The sequence below is a fragment of the [Phormidium] sp. LEGE 05292 genome (assembly GCF_015207735.1).
Lineage (GTDB): Bacteria > Cyanobacteriota > Cyanobacteriia > Cyanobacteriales > Aerosakkonemataceae > Floridanema.
Window position 1 is genome coordinate 78,265 of the sequence record NZ_JADEWG010000005.1, and the last position, 19,318, is coordinate 97,582.

24 protein-coding genes are annotated in these 19,318 nt (G+C 39.2%); 9 read left to right on the plus strand and 15 right to left on the minus strand.

Annotation, left to right across the window (positions count from 1 at the left end; genetic code table 11):
- Positions 1-33: 33 nt before the first annotated feature.
- From IQ264_RS03130 to IQ264_RS03150, 5 genes are all read right to left on the minus strand, one after another.
- Entirely contained in the window at positions 34-2,124 is a 2,091-nt protein-coding gene (locus IQ264_RS03130) for a methyl-accepting chemotaxis protein (RefSeq protein ID WP_193978507.1), read from the minus strand.
- A 176-nt stretch (positions 2,125-2,300) separates the two neighbouring features.
- On the minus strand, positions 2,301-2,789 hold the full coding sequence (locus IQ264_RS03135) for a chemotaxis protein CheW (RefSeq protein ID WP_193978509.1): 489 nt from the start codon (positions 2,787-2,789) through the stop codon (positions 2,301-2,303).
- 39 nt (positions 2,790-2,828) lie between these two features.
- Positions 2,829-4,994, minus strand: a complete 2,166-nt coding sequence (locus IQ264_RS03140) for a chemotaxis protein CheA (protein WP_193978511.1) — start codon at positions 4,992-4,994, stop codon at positions 2,829-2,831.
- A 138-nt stretch (positions 4,995-5,132) separates the two neighbouring features.
- Positions 5,133-5,498 carry a response regulator gene (locus IQ264_RS03145; RefSeq protein ID WP_193978513.1) on the minus strand — a complete coding sequence of 122 codons (366 nt, stop codon included), beginning with the start codon at positions 5,496-5,498 and terminating at the stop codon, positions 5,133-5,135.
- A 624-nt stretch (positions 5,499-6,122) separates the two neighbouring features.
- Positions 6,123-6,668 carry a hypothetical protein gene (locus IQ264_RS03150; RefSeq protein WP_193978515.1) on the minus strand — a complete coding sequence of 182 codons (546 nt, stop codon included), beginning with the start codon at positions 6,666-6,668 and terminating at the stop codon, positions 6,123-6,125.
- 156 nt (positions 6,669-6,824) lie between these two features.
- On the opposite strand from IQ264_RS03150, the gene IQ264_RS03155 reads away from it, so the two are divergent.
- Together IQ264_RS03155 and IQ264_RS03160 are read left to right on the plus strand one after the other, a co-directional pair.
- Positions 6,825-7,331: a hypothetical protein gene (locus IQ264_RS03155; RefSeq protein WP_193978517.1), complete on the plus strand. Its 507-nt coding sequence runs from the start codon at positions 6,825-6,827 to the stop codon at positions 7,329-7,331.
- Between the two features lie 38 nt (positions 7,332-7,369).
- A complete protein-coding gene (locus IQ264_RS03160; protein ID WP_193978519.1) occupies positions 7,370-8,248 on the plus strand; it encodes a hypothetical protein in 879 nt (292 codons plus the stop codon).
- 91 nt (positions 8,249-8,339) lie between these two features.
- On the opposite strand, the gene IQ264_RS03165 is transcribed toward IQ264_RS03160, so the two are convergent.
- Positions 8,340-8,915, minus strand: coding sequence for a Uma2 family endonuclease (locus tag IQ264_RS03165; protein ID WP_193978521.1), 576 nt, complete (start codon positions 8,913-8,915; stop codon positions 8,340-8,342).
- A 91-nt stretch (positions 8,916-9,006) separates the two neighbouring features.
- On the opposite strand from IQ264_RS03165, the gene IQ264_RS03170 reads away from it, so the two are divergent.
- The 4 genes from IQ264_RS03170 to IQ264_RS03185 all read left to right on the plus strand — a co-directional run bounded on the left by IQ264_RS03170 (position 9,007) and on the right by IQ264_RS03185 (position 10,419).
- Positions 9,007-9,207 (plus strand): hypothetical protein, encoded by a 201-nt coding sequence (locus IQ264_RS03170; RefSeq protein WP_228061243.1) that lies wholly within the window; start codon positions 9,007-9,009, stop codon positions 9,205-9,207.
- A 289-nt stretch (positions 9,208-9,496) separates the two neighbouring features.
- Positions 9,497-9,619: a hypothetical protein gene (locus IQ264_RS33370; protein ID WP_265583018.1), complete on the plus strand. Its 123-nt coding sequence runs from the start codon at positions 9,497-9,499 to the stop codon at positions 9,617-9,619.
- 157 nt (positions 9,620-9,776) lie between these two features.
- Entirely contained in the window at positions 9,777-9,962 is a 186-nt protein-coding gene (locus tag IQ264_RS03180; protein WP_193978523.1) for a hypothetical protein, read from the plus strand.
- Positions 9,949-10,419 (plus strand): type II toxin-antitoxin system VapC family toxin, encoded by a 471-nt coding sequence (locus tag IQ264_RS03185; RefSeq protein WP_193978525.1) that lies wholly within the window; start codon positions 9,949-9,951, stop codon positions 10,417-10,419. The genes IQ264_RS03180 and IQ264_RS03185 overlap by 14 nt, the downstream gene beginning before the upstream one ends.
- Positions 10,420-10,521: 102 nt before the next feature.
- Here the strand turns inward: IQ264_RS03185 and IQ264_RS03190 are convergent, their stop codons facing one another.
- From IQ264_RS03190 to groES, 4 genes are all read right to left on the minus strand, one after another.
- Positions 10,522-10,737, minus strand: a complete 216-nt coding sequence (locus tag IQ264_RS03190; protein WP_228061244.1) for a DUF6887 family protein — start codon at positions 10,735-10,737, stop codon at positions 10,522-10,524.
- Positions 10,738-10,984: 247 nt separating this feature from the next.
- Positions 10,985-11,194, minus strand: coding sequence for a hypothetical protein (locus IQ264_RS03195; protein WP_193978527.1), 210 nt, complete (start codon positions 11,192-11,194; stop codon positions 10,985-10,987).
- Positions 11,195-11,414: 220 nt separating this feature from the next.
- On the minus strand, positions 11,415-13,052 hold the full coding sequence (gene groL / locus IQ264_RS03200) for a chaperonin GroEL (protein WP_193978530.1): 1,638 nt from the start codon (positions 13,050-13,052) through the stop codon (positions 11,415-11,417).
- A 214-nt stretch (positions 13,053-13,266) separates the two neighbouring features.
- Positions 13,267-13,578: a co-chaperone GroES gene (gene groES / locus IQ264_RS03205; RefSeq protein ID WP_193978532.1), complete on the minus strand. Its 312-nt coding sequence runs from the start codon at positions 13,576-13,578 to the stop codon at positions 13,267-13,269.
- Between the two features lie 247 nt (positions 13,579-13,825).
- Here groES and IQ264_RS03210 point away from each other — a divergent pair, with 247 nt between their 5' ends.
- On the plus strand, positions 13,826-14,290 hold the full coding sequence (locus IQ264_RS03210; protein WP_228061245.1) for a (2Fe-2S) ferredoxin domain-containing protein: 465 nt from the start codon (positions 13,826-13,828) through the stop codon (positions 14,288-14,290).
- Between the two features lie 274 nt (positions 14,291-14,564).
- Positions 14,565-15,212 carry a response regulator transcription factor gene (locus tag IQ264_RS03215; RefSeq protein ID WP_193978534.1) on the plus strand — a complete coding sequence of 216 codons (648 nt, stop codon included), beginning with the start codon at positions 14,565-14,567 and terminating at the stop codon, positions 15,210-15,212.
- A 121-nt stretch (positions 15,213-15,333) separates the two neighbouring features.
- On the opposite strand, the gene cysW is transcribed toward IQ264_RS03215, so the two are convergent.
- From cysW to IQ264_RS03240, 5 genes are all read right to left on the minus strand, one after another.
- On the minus strand, positions 15,334-16,161 hold the full coding sequence (gene cysW, locus IQ264_RS03220; protein WP_193978536.1) for a sulfate ABC transporter permease subunit CysW: 828 nt from the start codon (positions 16,159-16,161) through the stop codon (positions 15,334-15,336).
- Positions 16,154-17,008, minus strand: a complete 855-nt coding sequence (gene cysT, locus IQ264_RS03225) for a sulfate ABC transporter permease subunit CysT (protein WP_193978538.1) — start codon at positions 17,006-17,008, stop codon at positions 16,154-16,156. Before cysT ends, cysW begins: the two co-directional genes overlap by 8 nt.
- Before the next feature lie 109 nt (positions 17,009-17,117).
- A complete protein-coding gene (locus IQ264_RS03230; RefSeq protein ID WP_193978540.1) occupies positions 17,118-17,468 on the minus strand; it encodes an NIL domain-containing protein in 351 nt (116 codons plus the stop codon).
- Positions 17,469-17,490: 22 nt separating this feature from the next.
- A complete protein-coding gene (locus tag IQ264_RS03235; RefSeq protein ID WP_265583019.1) occupies positions 17,491-17,721 on the minus strand; it encodes an NIL domain-containing protein in 231 nt (76 codons plus the stop codon).
- 66 nt (positions 17,722-17,787) lie between these two features.
- A complete protein-coding gene (locus IQ264_RS03240) occupies positions 17,788-18,966 on the minus strand; it encodes a sulfate ABC transporter substrate-binding protein (protein ID WP_193978544.1) in 1,179 nt (392 codons plus the stop codon).
- 156 nt (positions 18,967-19,122) lie between these two features.
- Here IQ264_RS03240 and IQ264_RS32630 point away from each other — a divergent pair.
- The coding region (locus tag IQ264_RS32630) for a hypothetical protein (RefSeq protein ID WP_228061246.1) at positions 19,123-19,318 on the plus strand (196 nt) is incomplete at its 3' end.

Here is a 19,318-nt window from a genome sequence, read left to right on the forward strand (position 1 = left end):
TGGGTTTTGATAGTGGCAACGCAGAGGAGAATTTCAGATTTTTGATTGACCGTTTGACAAATCCAAAATATATAATTTGAGAATTTGTTGGGTTTCTTTGATTTCTTGCAGATGGCGATCGCTCACAGCCCGAATCTGAGCCAAATTCTTCAGAATCATACTAGCAACATTGGAGTGTTCTCGATTGCTGCGGGTAATCATGGCAATCTGTCTAGAAATATTTTGCGTCCCGGAAGTCATATCTCTAGTCGCCTTTGTTTGTTCTTTCATTGCTTTAGCTGTTTGCTCAGTTTGGCGGCGAATACTTTCCACTGCGGTAGTAATTTGAGAAGCAGCACTTGCTTGTTCTGTCATTGCTTTAGTAATTTGAGCAATTAACCGGGCAAGGCGTTCAGTTTCTTGAGAAACTTGCTCGGAAGCAGTCGATTGTTCGGCTATAGCACGAGATGTGTTTGCCGAAGCACGACGCATTAATTCTATCGCTTGCAAAATTTGTGAGGCACCTTTTGCTTGTTCTGCGGTAGCTTGACGCAGTTGAACTGCTAAAGAAGTTGTACTTTGTGCAGCTTTAATAATTTCCCTAGCGGCTCTTCCTTGTTCGTTCATGGCATTAGAAACTTGCATGGTAATTTTCCGCATTTGCGCCGCAGATTGCACAATATTTTGAGCAGCTTTTGCTTGCTCTTTGGTAGCTTGAACGGCTTCTTTAGCTTGACTCGCTGTAGTATTAATTGCGTAAACCACAGATTGTCCGGCAGTTAATTGTTCTGCGGAAGCAACAGCAATTTGCCGGACTAATTGAGTGGTTTCTTGGATGCCGTTCATGATCGTTTTTAATCCTGATACACCTTCTTCTGCTAACTGACCACTTTCTTCGGCAACCCGCATTCCATCATTGGATTTATTTACTGCTTCTTGGACTACATTTTGCAAAGATTTAATAATTGCGGCGATATCACTAGTGGCTTGCGCCGCACGTTCGGCTAAGTTACGAATTTCTTCGGCAACTACGGCAAAACCGCGTCCGGCATCTCCGGCTCTAGCGGCTTCAATTGAGGCATTTAATGATAGTAAATTAGTGCGTTCAGCGATTAAATTAATTGTGTCTACAATGCTGCTAATTTCATTAGTTTGTTTGCCCATATCCCGAATTACATCAGCACTTTGGGCCATTGAATCCCGGACTTTAATTAATCCTTGAATTGATTTTTGTACGGTAACGCTGCCAACTTCTGCGTCTTTAGCTACACGGCTAGTAATTTCATCTGCTTGTTTGGTGAGATGGCTGACAGAACGAATCGATCGCTCGAGTTCAGTAGCACTAGTAGCGGCGTTGATAGCTGCTTCTGTAATTTGGTTAGTATTTTGGGCAACTCCTTGAATACTAACCGCCATTTCTTCAATTGAACCAGAAACTCCTTCTACTGTGGCAGCTAAATTTTCTGTGGTGGCAGAAACTTGTTCGATTGATGCTGCCATTTCATTAATTGAAGAGGTGCTTTTTTCCGCTGCGTTACTTAAATCATTGGAATTTTGGGCCACACTTTGAATCGATCGAGTCATTTCTTCTACAGAAGCAGCTGTTTCATTGATTGATGTCACTAAGTTGTCTGTATCTCTACTCACGCTTTTTCCTGAAGCAGAAATTTCGTTCATCGAAGTACTAACTTGAGTGGCAGAGGTAGCCATTTCCTGAGCAGTTTCGGCAACACTTTTAATTGAGCTAGTAGTTTCTTGAATTGAAGTTGCAGTTTGAGTTACAGATGTTGCTAATTCCACAGTGCTAGCTGTCACCTGTTCAATTGATGCTGCCATTTCATTTACAGAGGAAACCAGCTGTTCTGCGGAAGTAGCTACTGATTCTGCTTGTGTAGATGTTTCTTTCAGAGATGTCACCATTTCATTGCTACTATTGGTGACTTCTTCCATCTGATTTATTTGAGATTCTATACCTTGACTAATTGTGTTTGTACTCTGAACAACTTGGTTGAACTTTTGCAATAGTTGTTCGTTTTGATTACGGTTATGATTATTATTTTTAGCAGGTTTTGCTTGATTTTCATAACGTAATTTCATGTCTGATTTATGAGATTTGCCATTCTGACGAGAGGGATTTTTAGCCATTGTTTTTTTCCTGGTATTTAGTAGGTTAACGACTAGATTTTAAGCTTGCATCGCATTTAAATTGTATATTTTTGGCGTTAGGCAAAAACTGTCAATCTCTCTCCCTATCCCCCCATCTCCCCATCAGCCTAAATATTAAATTTAAATGCCTAGCAGTTTATGCAGTTACGGTCTTTTTAAGAAGAGTGAACTATTAATGATGTATCGGTGGTTAAGTTAATTATTTCTTCAGCATTGAGAATCAAAATTAGCCTTTCTCCTAACATAGCAATACCTGCTAAATATTTACCACTTAATCCAGAAATTGCTTCTGGTGGTGGTAAAATTACATCTTGAGGAATAGAAATAAATTCACGAGCCGAATCAGTAATTAAGCCGACTGTACGATGATTTACGTTAATAACTATTAGCCTGGTGCGAACATCGTAAGGAACTTTTTCCCAGCCAAATCTAACTCGTAGATTGATTGCCGGAATTACTTGACCACGAGAAAAAACTACTCCTTCGACAAAATTTGCTGCATTGGGTACAGGTGTAATTTGTTGTACCATTTCCATTTGTTGAACTACTTGAGAATGTAGACCGTAGGTAGTTCCTGCTAATTCAAATAGAATAAATGGTAATGAGGAATGATTTTCTGGGGAATGATTGGGGTGTGTTGTCATAATTTTTTCCAACTTAGCTGTTAATGTAATTAATTAAAATCATGCAGTTTTTTCTGAATAATTTTTGATTTTTACTGTTGAATTAGCAATCCGATTTAAGGCTAAGGTGTCAATAATTAGGACTACGCGCCCGTCACCGAGTTCGGTAGCGCCTGCAATACCGATAACTTGTACTAGTGGGTCTGTCAGTGGTCGCACAACTATTTCTTGTTGTCCTAAAATCTGGTCTACGCCGATCGCAACAGCGTTGACACCATTACCAACTACAATTAATTTTAAAGTACTTTGTGCCGCAGGTAATTGGGTATGGGAAGATTTTTGATTAATTTTTATCTCGCTGTTTGTAGAGAATTGATGACTATTGTTTAGGTTAAATACTGTTGACAATCTAATTAAAGGTAAAACCTGGTGACGATAAGGAATTAGTTCGTTATTTTCTAAGATGGCGATCGCACTTTCAGGCACTTGGAGCACTTCCCGAACAGCAGATTGAGGAATTGCGAAAGTTTGGTCTTTCACAGAGATAATTAAAGCATCTGCGATCGCCAAAGTTAAAGGTAATTGAATCCTCAAAGTTGTACCTTTTCCCCTTTGAGAATCAAGAGTTATAAAACCTCCTAATTCATTTACAGTATTTTTCACTACTGCCATTCCCACCCCCCGTCCACTAATTAAATCTGCTTGTTCACGGGTAGAAAAACAAGGGGAACACATAAGATCGAGAATCGTGTTACTATCTACTGTTTGATTTTGAGCAAATGAATCAATTAAGCCTTGTTTTTTTGCCTGATTCATCACTGCTTCAACATCTACACCCCGTCCATCATCGGCAATTTCAATTACTACCATTTCTCCCACTGTAGCCGCACGCAAACTAATCTTACCTTCGGGAGATTTGCCACAGCTAATTCGCTCATTTGGCAATTCTAAACCGTGACTAACTGCATTGCGTACCATGTGCATCATCGGGTCTAACATTCGTTCAACAACAAATTTATCTATTTCGGTATTTTGTCCCTCAAACTGCAATGAAATTTGCTTTTGACTCTCTTTTGCTAAGTCACGAATTATGAATTGCATTCTGGTAAAAATTTCGCCAATTGGTACTAAACGCACTCGCATTACGCCTTCACGCAAGTCTCGCAATTGTCGTTCTAAAGCCAGATTTGTCTCCCGCAAAGCGCGTAATTCAGTAGCGTTTAATTTATTTTTTATGTTCTTTAAATTCTCGGCAAATTTGGCACGAGTAGTAACTAATTCTCCTACCATTCGCATTAATTCATCTAACTTTGTTAAGTCTACCCGCACAACATTAGAGGGGGTAGATCCAGTAGTGTTAATGAGCGGAGAAATTGGCGTAGGGGAAGATACTGGAGACAAAGAAGCAAGCTGTTCTGGTTTTTCTTCGCTTTTTGTGACTGATTTTTCTTCACTTCCTGTGACTAAATAGGGTGAATAAGTCAGTCCATCAGCATCCCACCCAGCAAAAGAAGTTTCAGGAACATTTGTTGTCACTACAAAATTGAAAGAAACTTCTCCATTTTGCCTAACTTTTGGCGAAGCATGAATCAATTTACCAATTACTTGCAGTCGTTCCCGAACTGTGTTGACATTAATGCCGCGATCGGCTTTTTCTTGTCCGGGTAAAAATTCAAATTGCCAAGCTGTTTCACCCTGTTCTAAGGCTGATTTTAGTTCGGCTTGTTCTTGAATTTTTAATGTTATTGAGGATATCTGAGTGGCAGAGGAGTTTACTGCTTGATTATTTCCGGTTTTTGTGTTGTTTCCTAAGTTTGTTGGCTCTGGCAATTTTTCTGCAAAAGCATTTGTTAACTGACTCATTATTGAGCCAAGATCCGGCAAAGGACTTTGGGTACGGTAAGCAGTAATTACCTGCTCTAATATGGTAGTTCCATTAATTAAAGCATCAATTCCTGGGGCAGTAAGTATTACTTTTTTTTCTCGCAATAGCCGCAAATAACTTTCCATTTCATGAGCAAGTTCTTCCGCTTCTTTTAAGCCAACCATTCCTGATAACCCTTTGATAGAATGAAAGCTAACAAAGAGTTTGTCGAGAAAAGAATGCTCAATTTGTGGCTGATTAATCTGGGCTTCAATTGCCAGTAAATTATCACGAATATTGATTATATGCTCATCACATTCGGCAAAATAATCATCCAGAAAGTTAGCGAAGAAATTATCCATTATTGATTGTTTTCCTTCAGCCAGTAATCAATGAGTGTCTCCTAGTGCAATAAGGCAGAAGGGTTTAATCGGCAATTCTGTTCAGCTTTTACCTTTTTTCAACTGATGGGTTATTTCTGCCGCGCTGCACTAGTGCGCCTAATTTAACAATTCTAGTGCTTGGGCAGCAAAACTTTGCGGTTCAAAAGGCTTGGTCATATATTTTGATGCTCCTGCTTGTAATGCTTCAGTACGGCTAGTTTCATCGCCTTTAGTTGTTAAAACAATGATGGGAATATGTGAATATGCTTGATGCGATCGCACAAATTTTAAAACATCTAATCCGTGCATATCCGGCATATTTAAGTCTAAAATCATTAGATTGACTGGCCCTAGAACTAGCCTTTCAATTGCTTCTAAACCATTACTTGCTTCATTAAAAGTTACATCTTTTAATTTTTGCAATGATGCCATTACCATCCTTCGCATCGTTGCCGAATCGTCCACAACTAAAATCTGTTTCATCAGTTTCTCCTTTATAGAGAATCGCACAATATAGCGTTAAAAAGTTAAATTTTGCTAAAGTTTACTTTTTCATATTTTCGTCATTGAAATTTTAATCTTTACTTTCTAATTGTAATTAGAATTTAGGTATTTTAGAACAATCAATATAGATAATTTAAAACTATTTAGAGCAAATTCCTTACTATAGCTAGCAGAATGTTATAAAAGTTTTAAAAAATTAACACTTGCCAATAAAAATGGTAATAAACAAAATTTGAGTTTAGATTAATTGCTGGCTGTTGCTACTTAGCTACTTGATAGCTAGTGCCACACAGCAGAAATAACCAATCAGTAAAAAAAAGGTAAAAACCTCAATAGAAAAACCTTCTTTTCTGGGAGACTTCTGTCTTCTTGTACTAGTTTATCCTGAATCAGGAGCAAAATAAATCCGTAGAAAAACTGATATTTTGAGCAAAACACCTTAACTTTAGATTATATTTATATTTATAATAAAAATTACAATTAGTTGGGGATTCAACCCCCGACTAATTGAACAGCATAAAATATTTTATTTGCTATCGCTGTTAAACCCAGTTTGGCAGAAGTATTGTTAAACGCATTAATTACCTGCCTCTAGGTAACTTTTTAAATCAACCGAAAAGAATCAAGAAACCTCTGCAAATTATCAGGTTGAGTTGTCATACCTACAACTATATAAAGTCGTTGTTTTACTAAGTAAACTCTACCTTTACCATTAATACCTTCACTCGATGTAAACTCAAATTCTTTACCTGGATGACCATCTAATGAAACAGTTGTTGCGGTGATTAACTTAGCCTTAGCAGCTTTAGCGAAATCATTAGGTGCATTGTCTAATAATTCGGTAATTTGTTCCTTACTCAACTTTTCAATATCAGGAATATCAGAATAGTGTATTAGGAAAGCAGAGTCATCAGAAGTTAGGGAGAACGAGTGTTCTGTGGAACCATCTTCATTAGTTTCTGTCTCTTCTTGAGGAGTTCCTGGCATTGAGACAGCGAATCTTCCTGGTTCGGAGGAAAATTCATTCCATGATGCTTTTTGAGTTACTAGAATTGGCTGTTTGAATTGTACTAGACTTTCTGCCCGCAGGGGAGTTGACAACCAGAGGGGAGTAGCGAGAGTGATGATAACGAGGGTTTTGAGTTTCATATTCCAGGTAGCTCCAAGTTTGGTGAATCACCTTGTTTAGAGGATACACTGGAAGGAGTTTTGGATCTGTATTTTGCTAAATTTTCTCGCATATTAAGTAAAACTGTGGGTACATTTCAGTTTTTAATGGATCGTGGAATGTAATTAAGTGCTGCCATGTTTAATTCTTTGTTAATAGCGATCGCTTCTAATGATGTAATTGATTGGTTGAAGACTAACCCCAGAGTTCTTCGCCTACTCGATTTGATTTTGTGGGGTACTAATCACCCAATTTGGGGTTTAATTATATTATTGATTATATTGGCGTTGCTCTGGAATTTATTCAAAGGTTTTAGTTATCTGGTGGGAATACTTGTCAGAGAATTAATGCAAGCACCAATGAAATTATTGCGATTTTCTTGGAGAGTTAGTAGTAAATCTATACAGCAAGTAGGCAATTTAGCCATTAAACAATTAACTGGCAAAAAAAATACTGAACTTCCGGCTTTACCTCCCGCCAGTTCTCAACCAGTACAAATAGATAAACAGCAAAGATTGACAGAAATTTCGACTAGATTAGAAGAGATTCAAAAAGAGCAGAATGAACTATTACAAGAAGTAGCATCGTTATTGGGAGGAGAGAAAGTCACTGTGGAAGTTACCCAAGATTTAAGGCAGGTTTAGCAAATAAATTTTTGTAGGGAAATGGCAGAGGGTGAAACATGGAAATTGGACTTCTGGAAAGATTTTCTCAAGACTTGCAAAATAGCAAGGATTTTTTTGCTCAAAAAATGGGCAATACAATTGATACTGTAACAGCATTGAGCGATCGAACTAAAGACTCTCTTGCTCAAACTACTGAGCAAACAAAAGAAATTGTTATCCAAACAAGTAACAATCTTTTAAATAATTTTGGTCAAGAGACGAGCCAAGCTTTTAGTAAAGTAACAGAAGCCACTGAAAAAGCCAAAAATTCATTAACTCAAGCTACTAATCAGGCTGTTACTAGCATAAATGAAACTAGTAGAAGTGCGGTAGGATCGATCGCGCAAACCGCACAAAAAGCCAAGGACACTCTTTCCCAAACTTCCGTGCAAGCAGTTGATAGTATTCATCAAGCATCTGAACAAGCGAAACTATCTTTAGAAGAAACAATTCAAAAAACAGAAGGCTTAAGTCGTTCCTTAACTGAAGGTATAGAAAATGGGATTAATAGTTATATTGCTAATTGGATGAATCACCATGTAATTTTAGGTTGGTTGTTCAATCACCCGCTGTTTGCGATCGCACTTTTCCTAATATCTATTGTGTTAATTTGGGGATTATTTCAAGCTTTAGGTGGTTTAATTGTTAAAAGCTGGATGTCGGTTTTGTTGTCTCCGGTGTTATTGGTGCGATCGTTTCTACCCAAAGCTTATCAATCAACAGCAAATAATATAAACAATCGATTTTTATCACCAAAACCAGACAGTGAAGATCCCAAAGAAAGATGCAATATAATTTTGCAAAGATTGAATGAAATCAAACAAGAACAGGAGACTCTTTTACAAGAATTAGCCAAAATTTTAGAAACAACAGATTTAAATTTGAAAGTGAAGTAAGGTAAGTTAACCGTAAGGGCGAAGCATTCGGGCAAGAAATCTAGATTTTCACTCATAAATTTTGACCCGAATGCTTCGCCCCTACAAATTTTCAATAAACATCCAAACTCAAAGTAAATCCAGGCAAAACATCTTCTCCTAATAATTCAGTTGGTAAATTTCGCACTTCTACCTCTTGTCCTAAGCGATAGATTTCCACTTGTTGCTGTTGGGGATTAATCAACCAACCTAATCTTACACCTGCATCCAAATATTCCCGCATCTTCTCTTGTAAAATTGACAAATTATCTGTTTCTGATCTTAATTCAATCACAAAATCTGGTGCAATGGGGGGAAACTTACGCCTTTGTTCTGGTGTTAAAGCTTCCCAACGTTCGCGACTAATCCAAGCAGCATCAGGAGATCTGTCAGCACCATTTGGTAACTTAAAAACAGTAGAAGAACTGAAAGTGTAACCGAGTCGAGTTTGCCGATTCCAGATTCCCAAATCAATATTCAATTCTGATTCACGATTACCACTTTCTCCGCCAACTGGAGGCATAATAATTAATTCTCCTTTTGCATTGCGTTCAAAATTCAACTCGCGGTTATTTTGGCAAAGTTGATAAAATTGTTCATCAGTTAAATGAACTGAATTTAGGTTTAATTTTAGGAGAGTGAGTACCATAAAATTGACTAAAACTACTTCCAAAGTTTGATGTTTGTGAGAAAAGAAGTTGCTAAATCTAAAGAAAATTCCTCGGAAATAAAGGTGTTAAATGATTCCATTGTGGTTGCAAGCGGGTTTTTGGGGATTGGTTGGTGGTTCTGCGCTATTAATAGGAGCAGCAATAGGTTATTTTTTCCCCATTCCTAAAAGAGCGATCGCAGGCATTATGGCATTTGGTGCTGGCGTGCTAATCTCAGCTTTGGCATTTGAACTGATGGACGAAGCGTATCACCGAGGCAAAGTTCTCTAATAACTCGCTTTAAAATTCTTCTGATTCGTTCACAAGCTTCTTCCGCAGTCATAGTTTTTCTATTTTCCGAATTGCTCAAAGCCTCTTTAATCGCTTTAGATAACATTTCTTGATAATCAGGATTCTCTCGATCAATTTTACTTAAAATTGTCCTGTGAGTAGTAAACACTTATATTACCTCCTGATATTGACTTTTAGAACTGTTCGTCAAGTGCTATGCTAAATTTAGCATAATAAGCAATTAGTCAAAATCAATTTGGGAGCGTAGTATCCAAGAGGTGAAACTTGAATGGAACCTGCCATGACTAATCAACCGCGAATTCCAGATCCAGAAACACGCGCACGTCTCCTTAGTTCTTTAGTTCTTTGCCTCAAACTCGCTTGGAATTGGAAGAGTTTGGTTTACAATTAAAGGAAGTTATTGCGGGATTAGAAAAACAGATTCGTGAGCAAAAGTTACAGCGGATAGAGAAAGCAAAGCAAAAACTGAGGTAAGTAAATCGCTGAAATTAAAACTTCGAGCGCATCATTTTCACGCACTGATAGAGACATTTAGAGCTATCAATAATATGAAAGGTTACATCAAAGGACAAAGCATTATTCTGACACAACCCTTACCAGAAAATATCCAAGATGGGGATGAAGTAGAAGTATCTCTTTCTGTTGTTTCTCAACAACAATATCCTTTCCCTACCTTTGACCTAGAAATCAAAGATGAATATCTTAAGAGAGAAAAAATTTATGAGTCAGATTAAGATATTCTTCGATACAAATGTCCTGGTATATGCTCACGATAAATCTGCCAGCTATCACACCAACTCCGCAGAACTGCTTAAAATGGCTGTAGAAACTAAAATTCAAGGTGTAATTGCGGAACAGAATATGATTGAGCTATACAGGATTCTCACCAATCCTACAGCGATGAAAGGTAATGCTTTAACTCCATCCCAAGCGAGAGATCTAATCAATGGAACTTACTTAGGAGGTACGTTTGAGGTTATCTATCCAATCCGTTCTACTCTAGACAGAGCATTGCAACTAGCGGTTAATGGAAATTTTGTTTCAGCTAGAATTTTTGATATTCGGTTAGCTGCTTTGATTTTAGATGCAAATATTGACTATTTTGCTACTTACAATGTTAGTGATTTTCAGGGAATCACAGGCTTAAATCCTTTGACTCCAGAGCAAATTATGGCTTTTTTACAAACATAGATTACCCGAAGTTTTTGATCGCTCTCGTTAAAAAATCCGATCGCAATTTCTTAGCAGAGTACAATCAGTCTTAATTTTAATCATAGCGATCGCATTTAATTCTCAGTTTGCTTCTCCACCAGTGTTTCCCAATTTTCTCTTAAGTATCTGTTCCATTTCTCGGAAATCTTCATCAGTTTGGGGAAAAGGATATTTTGGACTATTGGGATTTCTGCGTTTAATTAAAACTTCGAGCGCATCATCATCTTCTCGATGACTTAAAATATAAGCTCTCAATTCTTGACGATTCATATTATTAAACTCAGGCTTCTTCATCATTAAAACTCCACTGCCCATCAGAACATATTAGTCTTTTTAATAGTTAAAAAATTTTTTTGAACCACGAAGACACGAAGGACACGAAGAAAGAGAAAAATTACGATTTTTTGTAGTTTGCAGGGTGCGTCAAATAAGATAAATTTAGGCAAAAAACACTAAAAAATTTAAGGTTATGACGCACCTTAATTAATCTAATACCGCTACTAGAATTGATTGTGTTGAAATGGTATTTCCTCACAGTTGCTTACTAGAAAAACCAGCCTTTTTTTTGCTTTTTCTGACTTTGTTCATTCGTATTCGGGCTTGATGTGGAGGATTTACCGCTATCATAAGGAAAACTGCGATGACAATTGCTACAGAATAAGTGTTGTTCTGGTGCTTTACCGAGCATTGCCAATCCTCCACCGCCTTCAGGATGCACCTTGTCTGAGCCACAGTAAGGACATTTCCAACTCATAACTTCTATCCCTCATTACTTAAACTTCTAAAGTCTTATTTTTAGTTTGCCCTTAGTAACTCAATATCTATCACTTTACCTCTACAACTTAAAGAAACACTCTTCCTCTTCTCTTCGCGCTCTTCGCGTCCTTTGCGGTTCAAAATAAAAAAACAGCCACCCCCACAAAGGAAGCAGCTGTTTTATACAAAGGGCAGGCAAAAAGCCCACCCAATTAAACTTAGTAATCGAAATCGCCACCCATGCCAGCGCCAGCACCAGCAGGAGCATTATCCTTTGGCTCAGGCTTGTCAACCACGATACATTCGGTGGTTAACACCATTCCGGCAATAGAAGCAGCATTTTGCAACGCAGAACGAGTTACTTTAGCGGGGTCAACGATACCAGCTTCAAACATATCAACGAAATCGTTCTTAGCCGCATCGAAACCAACGTTAAAGTCTTTTTCCTTCACTCTTTCAGCGATTACCGCGCCGTTTTGACCAGCATTTTCAGCAATTCTCTTCAGAGGAGCGGTCAAAGCACGAGCTACAATTAAAGCGCCAGTCAACTCTTCACCAGTCAGGTTGCCGTTAGCCCATTTGTCAACTTGAGGAGCCAAGTGAGCTAAGGTTGTACCACCACCGGGAACGATACCTTCTTCTACAGCAGCTTTAGTTGCGTTAATTGCGTCTTCTAAGCGCAGCTTGCGGTCTTTCATTTCGGTTTCGGTAGCTGCACCGACTTTTACAACTGCAACGCCACCAGCTAGTTTAGCCAAACGTTCTTGCAGTTTTTCCTTGTCATAAGAAGACTCAGTTTCTTCCATTTGACGACGGATTTGATCGCAGCGAGTTTTAACTGCTTTTTCGTTACCTTCAGCAACGATCGTAGTATTGTCTTTGGTGATGGTGATGCGGCGTGCTCTACCTAGCATATCCAGCTTGGTGCTTTCCAGCTTCAGACCTGCATCTTCGGTGATTACTTGACCACCAGTGAGGACTGCGATATCTTCCAGCATAGCTTTGCGACGATCGCCAAAACCAGGAGCTTTCACAGAAGCTACGTTTAACACACCACGCAGGCGGTTAACTACCAAAGTCGCCAAAGCTTCTTTTTCAATATCTTCCGCGATAATCAGCAATGGCTTACCAGAACGAGCAACTTGTTCTAGAACTGGTACTAAGTCTTGTACCAAAGCAATCTTTTTGTCAGTTAACAGAATGAAAGGCTCATCTAAAATAGCTTCCATCCGTTCTGCGTCAGTTACAAAGTAAGGAGAGATGTAACCTTTATCAAAGCGCATCCCTTCGGTGATTTCCAACTCGGTAGTCATGGACTTACCTTCTTCTAGGGAAATCACGCCTTCTTTACCAACTTTATCCATTGCTTCGGCGATCATGTTGCCGACTTCTTCATCGTTACCAGCAGAGATGGTACCAACTTGAGCAATGGCTTTGGTTTCTTCTACTTGACGAGCGTGTGCTTTAATTTGTTCTACTAAGAAGTTGGTAGCTTTGTCGATACCGCGTTTTAGTGCGATCGCATTTGCACCAGCAGCAACGTTCCGCAGCCCTTCTTTTACCATTGCATGAGCTAAAACTGTCGCAGTGGTAGTACCGTCGCCAGCAGCATCGTTAGTTTTGGAAGCAGCTTGACGAATCAAAGCAACGCCAGTGTTTTCAATATGATCTTCGAGTTCAATTTCTTTAGCAATGGTCACACCATCATTAACAATTTGAGGTGCGCCGAATTTCTTTTCTAACACTACGTTGCGACCTTTGGGGCCTAATGTTACCGCAACTGCTTCAGCTAGAATGTCAATTCCTTTTTCGAGGGCACGACGAGCGTTTTCGTTGTAGATGATGCGCTTAGCCATAGTTTTTCTGTTTCAGTGATTTACAGTGATTGGGTAATTTAAATTTGGGGTGTTTGTCATTTGTCATTTGTTTTTTCCTAATGACTAATGACTTTATTTAGTGCATCCAGGCAGAAATGACTATACATTTACAAATCAAGTGAAGAGGCTGTTTACAAACCTTCTTTCCTTCTTTCCTTGGAGCCTTCTGCCTTCTGCCTTCTGCCTTCTCGCACTAGCTAACGATCGCCAGAATGTCTTTTTCAGAGAGTAAAACGTACTCTTCGCTACCGAGTTTGATGTCGGTGCCAGCATACTTGGAGTAGAGAACTTTGTCGCCAACTTTCACTTCTAATTCTTGGCGAGTGCCATCATCATTGCGCTTGCCGGGGCCTACTTGCACAACTTCTCCAACTTGGGGTTTTTCTTTCGCATTGTCGGGAAGTAGGATACCGCCTGCAGTCTTTTCTTCAGCAGCACTTACTTTTACAAACACTCGTTCACCTAATGGTTTAACGGTGGAAACGCTCAATGATACAGCAGCCATAGTTAATTCCAATCTCCAGAGCTTTTCTCGTTTCTTACAACAGAGATGAGGAAAGCAAGTGCGTCTCGATTTAGGTATAAGTTCTTTATCACTCTTTACCTTTTCGATCGCTCTTAGCACTCTCACCTCCTGAGTGCTAATTTAAAACGAGCAGTGCCTCAATGACAATAAATTTTTGTGTACGGGTTCCCGAACTCAGTCGGGTGAGGCATGATTTATTAGTACGAATAAGGTAGAGGCAAGGAATATGGAGAACGCAGCAATTGAGCCTGATAATGAAACTTGTAATGTTTGTGAGTCTTCACAAAGTGATGCTTTGGCTATTTGCGTGCAAAACTTAGGCATCAACCAAATTCAACGGCATATTTTTATTTGTGCAGACCAAAGTTTGGCGCAGTGCTGTTCAAAGGAAACAGGTTTACAAGCGTGGAATTACTTAAAAAAGCGTCTAAAAGAATTACAATTAGATAAACCAACAGTTAATCAACCTAATTGCATCTTTCGGACTAAAGCAAACTGCTTAAGAGTTTGTTGTTCTGGGCCGATCCTAGTAGTTTATCCTGATGGGGTTTGGTACCACAGTGCTACCCCAGAAGTGATTGAAAGAATTATTCAGGAACATTTAATTGGCAATCAAGTTGTGCAGGAGTATGCTTTTGTAACTCATCCACTACCGGATGCTACTTTAACTGTAACTCCGAGTGACAATTAAAGTTTAAACCCTGGATATCTTACTCCGATCGTGTTCGTTTAGCAAGGAGATGTTTTTGTCGAATGCAGATATTATCATTGCAATTAAACCGCTTAACTCAGTATTACTACTATGTTTCTCTCGGTTTTTGACGAACTGCTGATTTCCAGTAACGTATACTGGTTGTTACTTACTTAACAAACTCTACTCAACAGTTTGTTCAGTACAATGTAGATAATACTGGGGGAAAGCAATTGCAAACGTAATTGCCGCCAGTATAGGCAAGTGGTAAAGCATGGTTAAGGAAACTCGTGTGAGAGATACAAAAAAACTACTGCTAATTGATGATGACCCTAACCTAATCTTACTAGTCAAAGATTACTTAGAATTTCGGGGTTATGAAGTAATCACGGCTGAAAACGGTCGTCAAGCGTTAGAAGTCCTGGAAAATGACACCCCAGATTTAATTATCTGTGATGTGATGATGCCGGAAATGGATGGATATACCTTTGTCAAGCACGTTAGGGAAAATCCTCAAACCAATTGGATTCCGGTGTTGTTCCTTTCTGCTAAAGGTCAAAGCCAAGATAAAGTCAAAGGCTTGAACACAGGTGCAGATGTATATATGGTAAAACCATTTGAGCCAGAAGAACTAGTGGCTCAAGTGGAATCTTCGCTTAAGCAGACTGAACGGCTACGGAACTACACAGTTAACGGAGATAGCAATCAGAGAATTACCGTTCCCTTTGATGTGCAATTAACTCCAACGGAACTGAAAGTGGTACAGCACGTAGCGCGAGGTTTAGCTAATCGGGAAATAGCAGAGGAACTAAATGTCAGTCAACGTACAGTAGAAAGTCATGTGTCAAATATGCTGGGCAAAACTGGACTGCATAATCGCACAGAACTGGCACGTTGGTCAATTGAAAACAATATGGCTTGAGCAAATACTAAATGCTAATTGCTATTTGGAGGTGGTGATTTCAGATTAAAATTTTCAAATTACAGAAAAAAGCTAAACTTGTTACTGAAAATTTGAATTTTTATAATCTGAAATTACCCAATTATTCTTCTACATCTTTAATCCGAGTTTTGCGCTCTAGGATTTCTTTTAGTACCAGGGTGACTACTGCTAAAAATGCTAGTAAGACTGCTGCGGAAAAAGCGGCTGGTGTCTGGTATTGTTTATAAGCTTCTTCCACAAATAAGGGTAATGTTTGAGTTTTGCCGACTATATTACCGGAAACAACCGAGACTGCACCAAATTCTCCCATAGCTCTAGCATTAGTTAAAATCAAGCCATATAGTAAACCCCAACGAATACTAGGTAAGGTGACGCGCCAAAAGATTTGCCAGTCTTTTGCGCCTAATGTTCTGGCAGCTTCTTCTTGGTCTAAACCTATTTCTTCGAGTACGGGAATTACTTCTCTGGCGACGAAAGGTAAGGTAACAAAAGCTGTGGCGAGGATCATTCCGGGAAGGGCGAAGATGATTTTAATGTCAGCAGATTCTAACCAAGGGCCAAACCAACCATTACGTCCATAAAGTAAGACGATCATTAAACCTGCGACTACTGGTGAGATGGCAAAAGGTAGGTCGATGATACTTAATAGTAGGGTACGACCGGGGAAGTTTTTGTTGCGGGCGATCGCCCAAGCAGTACACAAACCAAAAATCGCATTAACTGGTACGACAATTGCGGCAATTAATACTGTCAACCAAACTGCATTTAAAAAGTCGTGTTGGGTGAGGTTGTTAAAAAATGGGCCTACGCCGTCTTTAAAAGCTTGGTAAAAGACATTAGCTGCCGGAACTAATATTAGTAAGCCTAAGTAACTTAGGGCGATCGTAATTAAAACTGGCTTCACCCATTTAGCTTCTCTTCTATTCATAACGCCGCCCCCATGCTTGCAAAATGTTAATTGCTAATAACATAATCAAAGAAATGAGTAACAAAACTGTACCAATTACAGTTGCACCTGCATAATCAAATTGTTCCAATTTTTGGAAAACTAACACGGAAGCAATTAAATCTTTAAAGGGAATACTGGAAGAAATAATTACAATTGAACCATATTCTCCCACTGCACGGGAAAAACCCAAGGCGACTCCGGTTAATATTGGTGGAATTAAAGGCGGTAAAATTACTTTCCAAAATGTTTGGGCATGGGAAGCACCTAAACTCCAAGCTGCTTCTTCTACTTCTTTTTCCATTTCTTGTAAAACAGGTTGCAAGGTTCGTACTACAAAAGGTAGGGAAATAAATAACATTGCTACCCCGACACCAAGGCGAGTAAATGCTACTTTAATTCCTAAAGGTGCGAGTAAAGAACCAATCCAACCATTATCACTGTAAACTGTGGCTAAAGTTAACCCTGCCACTGAGGTAGGTAAAGCAAAAGGTAAGTCAATTACTGCATCTACCAGACGCTTTAAAGGAAAGTCGTACCTGACTAAAACCCAGGCAATTAATACGCCAAATAAGCCATTAATTAATGAGGCAATTAATGCTGTGGTAAAGGTAACTTCATAAGCAGAAAGGGCTACTGGAGTGGTAGCAATTCTCCAGAATTCCGCAGGGCCGACTGTACTCGCCTTTAAAAACAAAGCTGCCATTGGCAAAAATAACATTATGCTCAGATACCCAAACATAATTCGCCAAGGCCAAGAGAGATTAAATAGCTGACTCAGGGGGTTTTTTCCCGCACGAGTCAGCCCAGGAGTAGAAGATACAGCCATAGAATGAAATTTTCCTTCGAGTTAATTTTTGTTGCTGCTTTTTGGGTGAATAAATTTGCAGTTTAATTAGCAAATTATCCCATTTTGATGGGGAGTTTTGCTATTTCGATCACCAAATTTCTTCTTCGGGATCGGTGGATTTACTCCAGATTTCTATATCCATTTCTGCCAAGTAAATCAAGGCACTTTGAATTTGACGATTTGAACCTTGTAAATCTAAATCAAACCAACCATCATTACTAGCATTTGCTCCTAGTAAAGCTTGATTCAAATTTACGGTTAATTTATGCTCGGAAATCAACCGAGAAATTACTGGTTCTTGATGATATTTTTGGGGAATTTTAATGCGAATGCGAGTTTGGGTTGGTCGATCGTCTGGAACGGCGTTAGATGTTCCTGCTGCATCTTTGCTGGGATGAATTTGTTGAAATGCGGGTTCGATTTGGTTAGAGGTTGCCATTTGATTATCCTCGTTAATGAATTTACCAAGCATCGCCATCGGGATTAGGTTTTCCCCAAATTTTTACTTGGAGTTTTCGTAGGTAAGCGATCGCCCTTTCAATTTGCTCAGGTGTACCAATTAATTCTAAATCAAGCCAATATTCTTGATGTTTTCCTCCTAAAATTGCTTTAGTAATATTGAAAATTAAGCCATGCTCTGAAGTTAACCGAGAAAGCACAGGTTCATTTTGATAGGTTTGAGGAATTTGCATTTTTATCCTCATCTTAGTCACACTACTTAATTCTGAGAACCTGTGTTTTAACTTAGCCATTATTCCTTATTTGCCACTTTTAGCCAGAATTTGGTCGAAAATAGCGCCATCATTAAAGAACTTTTTCTGAATTTCACTCCAGCCACCAAAATCTTTGGCTGTGTACAGGGTTTTAATCGGTAAATATTGCTTAGAAAACTCCTGTTCTACAGTTGGATCGACTGAGCGAAAACCGACTTTAGCAAATTCTCGTTGCGCTTCTGGCGTGAACAAGAATTTCACAAAAGCTTCGGAAACTTCTCTAGTTCCATGTTTGTCAACATTTTTATCTACCACCGCTACAGGAGCATCAATAGAGATGTTCTCTTGGGGTACTACATAAGGTAATTTTTGACCATTTAATGCTGCCAAAATTACTTCATTTTCATAGTTGATCAACACATCGCCTTGACCTTGTTTGAAAAAGACATCGCTAGCTTCCCTAGCATCTCTGGGTAATACTGGAACATTTTTAAATACTTTGGTGGTGTAATCTAAAGCTTTGGCTTCATCACCTCCGGTTTGGGTTACTGATCCCCATAAACCTAAGAAATTCCACCTAGCACCACCGGAAGTTTTCGGGTTAGCGGTAATCACTTGTACACCTGGGTTTGCCAGTTCTTGCCAACCTTTAATTCCTTTAGGATTTCCTTCGCGAGTCACTAAAGCAGCTACCGATTTAGTGACAATAGAATTGTTAGGTGCTTCGCTTTGCCAACCTGGTTGAATTAATCCTGCCTGTTCAATCTTTTGTGTATCCAGTTCTAATGCTAATGCGACAACATCGGCTTCTAAACCATCAATTACAGCCCTTGTTTGAGAACCAGAACCGCCATAACTTTGGGTAAAAGTTACGTTTTGATTATGTTCTTGTTTCCATTTGGCAGTGAATTGAGGGATAATTTTTTCATAAGCAGCACGGGTGACTGCATAAGAAACTAAAGTTACTTTAACGTCGCCTTGAGCTCCCGAAGTTGCACCTGGAGTGGAAGTATTCGGCGCGTTGGAACCTCCTCCTCCACAGGAGGCGATCGCCACACTTAAACTTACTCCCACTAAAAATAAGCTGACGAAACTCTTGAATCCGCTTAGCTTACTCTTGAAGTTCAGCCGCTTTTGGCACCACTGTCTGACCATAGAAGCTGCACGAGCAACTATCCTATATAAGGATTGCCCTTGTTTTGTGGTGCTATGCCACTGACTCATTCTCTCTCCCTCTTTTGAAAATACGGTTAGTCGGTCGGAATACTGTATTTATTGAACACAAGACTCTATCATATAGAGCGAAAGGAAAAAATGCAATCACTATTGTTAAGTTTTAACAATGGGGCAGAGGAGATGGGGAGATGAGGAGATGGGGAGATGGGGAGATGGGGAGAATTATTCTACAACTCCCCCATCCCCCCAGGGCTAATTCATGGTCATCAAATAAAATTAACCGGATGGGGGGACAAGGGGACAAGGAGACAAGGGGACAAGGGGAAAGATGATTTTTCCGTTGTTTGCATTATCTCTCCTTCACAAATCAATTTCTCCGTTGAAAATGAATTAGCCCTGC

What these genes read in the sequence shown, in the direction of transcription:
- IQ264_RS03190 (WP_228061244.1), bottom strand. Translation starts at nt 10,737, where the DNA reads ATGATGAAGAAGCCTGAGTTTAATAATATGAATCGTCAAGAATTGAGA.
- IQ264_RS33370 (WP_265583018.1), top strand. Translation starts at nt 9,497, where the DNA reads ATGGAACCTGCCATGACTAATCAACCGCGAATTCCAGATCCAGAAACA.
- IQ264_RS03240 (WP_193978544.1), bottom strand. Translation starts at nt 18,966, where the DNA reads ATGAGTCAGTGGCATAGCACCACAAAACAAGGGCAATCCTTATATAGG.
- IQ264_RS03165 (WP_193978521.1), bottom strand. Translation starts at nt 8,915, where the DNA reads ATGGTACTCACTCTCCTAAAATTAAACCTAAATTCAGTTCATTTAACT.
- cysT (WP_193978538.1), bottom strand. Translation starts at nt 17,008, where the DNA reads ATGGCTGTATCTTCTACTCCTGGGCTGACTCGTGCGGGAAAAAACCCC.
- cysW (WP_193978536.1), bottom strand. Translation starts at nt 16,161, where the DNA reads ATGAATAGAAGAGAAGCTAAATGGGTGAAGCCAGTTTTAATTACGATC.
- IQ264_RS03215 (WP_193978534.1), top strand. Translation starts at nt 14,565, where the DNA reads ATGGTTAAGGAAACTCGTGTGAGAGATACAAAAAAACTACTGCTAATT.
- IQ264_RS03230 (WP_193978540.1), bottom strand. Translation starts at nt 17,468, where the DNA reads ATGGCAACCTCTAACCAAATCGAACCCGCATTTCAACAAATTCATCCC.
- IQ264_RS03180 (WP_193978523.1), top strand. Translation starts at nt 9,777, where the DNA reads ATGAAAGGTTACATCAAAGGACAAAGCATTATTCTGACACAACCCTTA.
- groL (WP_193978530.1), bottom strand. Translation starts at nt 13,052, where the DNA reads ATGGCTAAGCGCATCATCTACAACGAAAACGCTCGTCGTGCCCTCGAA.
- IQ264_RS03185 (WP_193978525.1), top strand. Translation starts at nt 9,949, where the DNA reads ATGAGTCAGATTAAGATATTCTTCGATACAAATGTCCTGGTATATGCT.
- IQ264_RS03145 (WP_193978513.1), bottom strand. Translation starts at nt 5,498, where the DNA reads ATGAAACAGATTTTAGTTGTGGACGATTCGGCAACGATGCGAAGGATG.
- IQ264_RS03235 (WP_265583019.1), bottom strand. Translation starts at nt 17,721, where the DNA reads ATGCAAATTCCTCAAACCTATCAAAATGAACCTGTGCTTTCTCGGTTA.
- IQ264_RS03135 (WP_193978509.1), bottom strand. Translation starts at nt 2,789, where the DNA reads ATGACAACACACCCCAATCATTCCCCAGAAAATCATTCCTCATTACCA.
- IQ264_RS03170 (WP_228061243.1), top strand. Translation starts at nt 9,007, where the DNA reads ATGATTCCATTGTGGTTGCAAGCGGGTTTTTGGGGATTGGTTGGTGGT.
- groES (WP_193978532.1), bottom strand. Translation starts at nt 13,578, where the DNA reads ATGGCTGCTGTATCATTGAGCGTTTCCACCGTTAAACCATTAGGTGAA.
- IQ264_RS03150 (WP_193978515.1), bottom strand. Translation starts at nt 6,668, where the DNA reads ATGAAACTCAAAACCCTCGTTATCATCACTCTCGCTACTCCCCTCTGG.
- IQ264_RS03195 (WP_193978527.1), bottom strand. Translation starts at nt 11,194, where the DNA reads ATGAGTTGGAAATGTCCTTACTGTGGCTCAGACAAGGTGCATCCTGAA.
- IQ264_RS03160 (WP_193978519.1), top strand. Translation starts at nt 7,370, where the DNA reads ATGGAAATTGGACTTCTGGAAAGATTTTCTCAAGACTTGCAAAATAGC.
- IQ264_RS03130 (WP_193978507.1), bottom strand. Translation starts at nt 2,124, where the DNA reads ATGGCTAAAAATCCCTCTCGTCAGAATGGCAAATCTCATAAATCAGAC.
- IQ264_RS03210 (WP_228061245.1), top strand. Translation starts at nt 13,826, where the DNA reads ATGGAGAACGCAGCAATTGAGCCTGATAATGAAACTTGTAATGTTTGT.
- IQ264_RS03155 (WP_193978517.1), top strand. Translation starts at nt 6,825, where the DNA reads ATGTTTAATTCTTTGTTAATAGCGATCGCTTCTAATGATGTAATTGAT.
- IQ264_RS03140 (WP_193978511.1), bottom strand. Translation starts at nt 4,994, where the DNA reads ATGGATAATTTCTTCGCTAACTTTCTGGATGATTATTTTGCCGAATGT.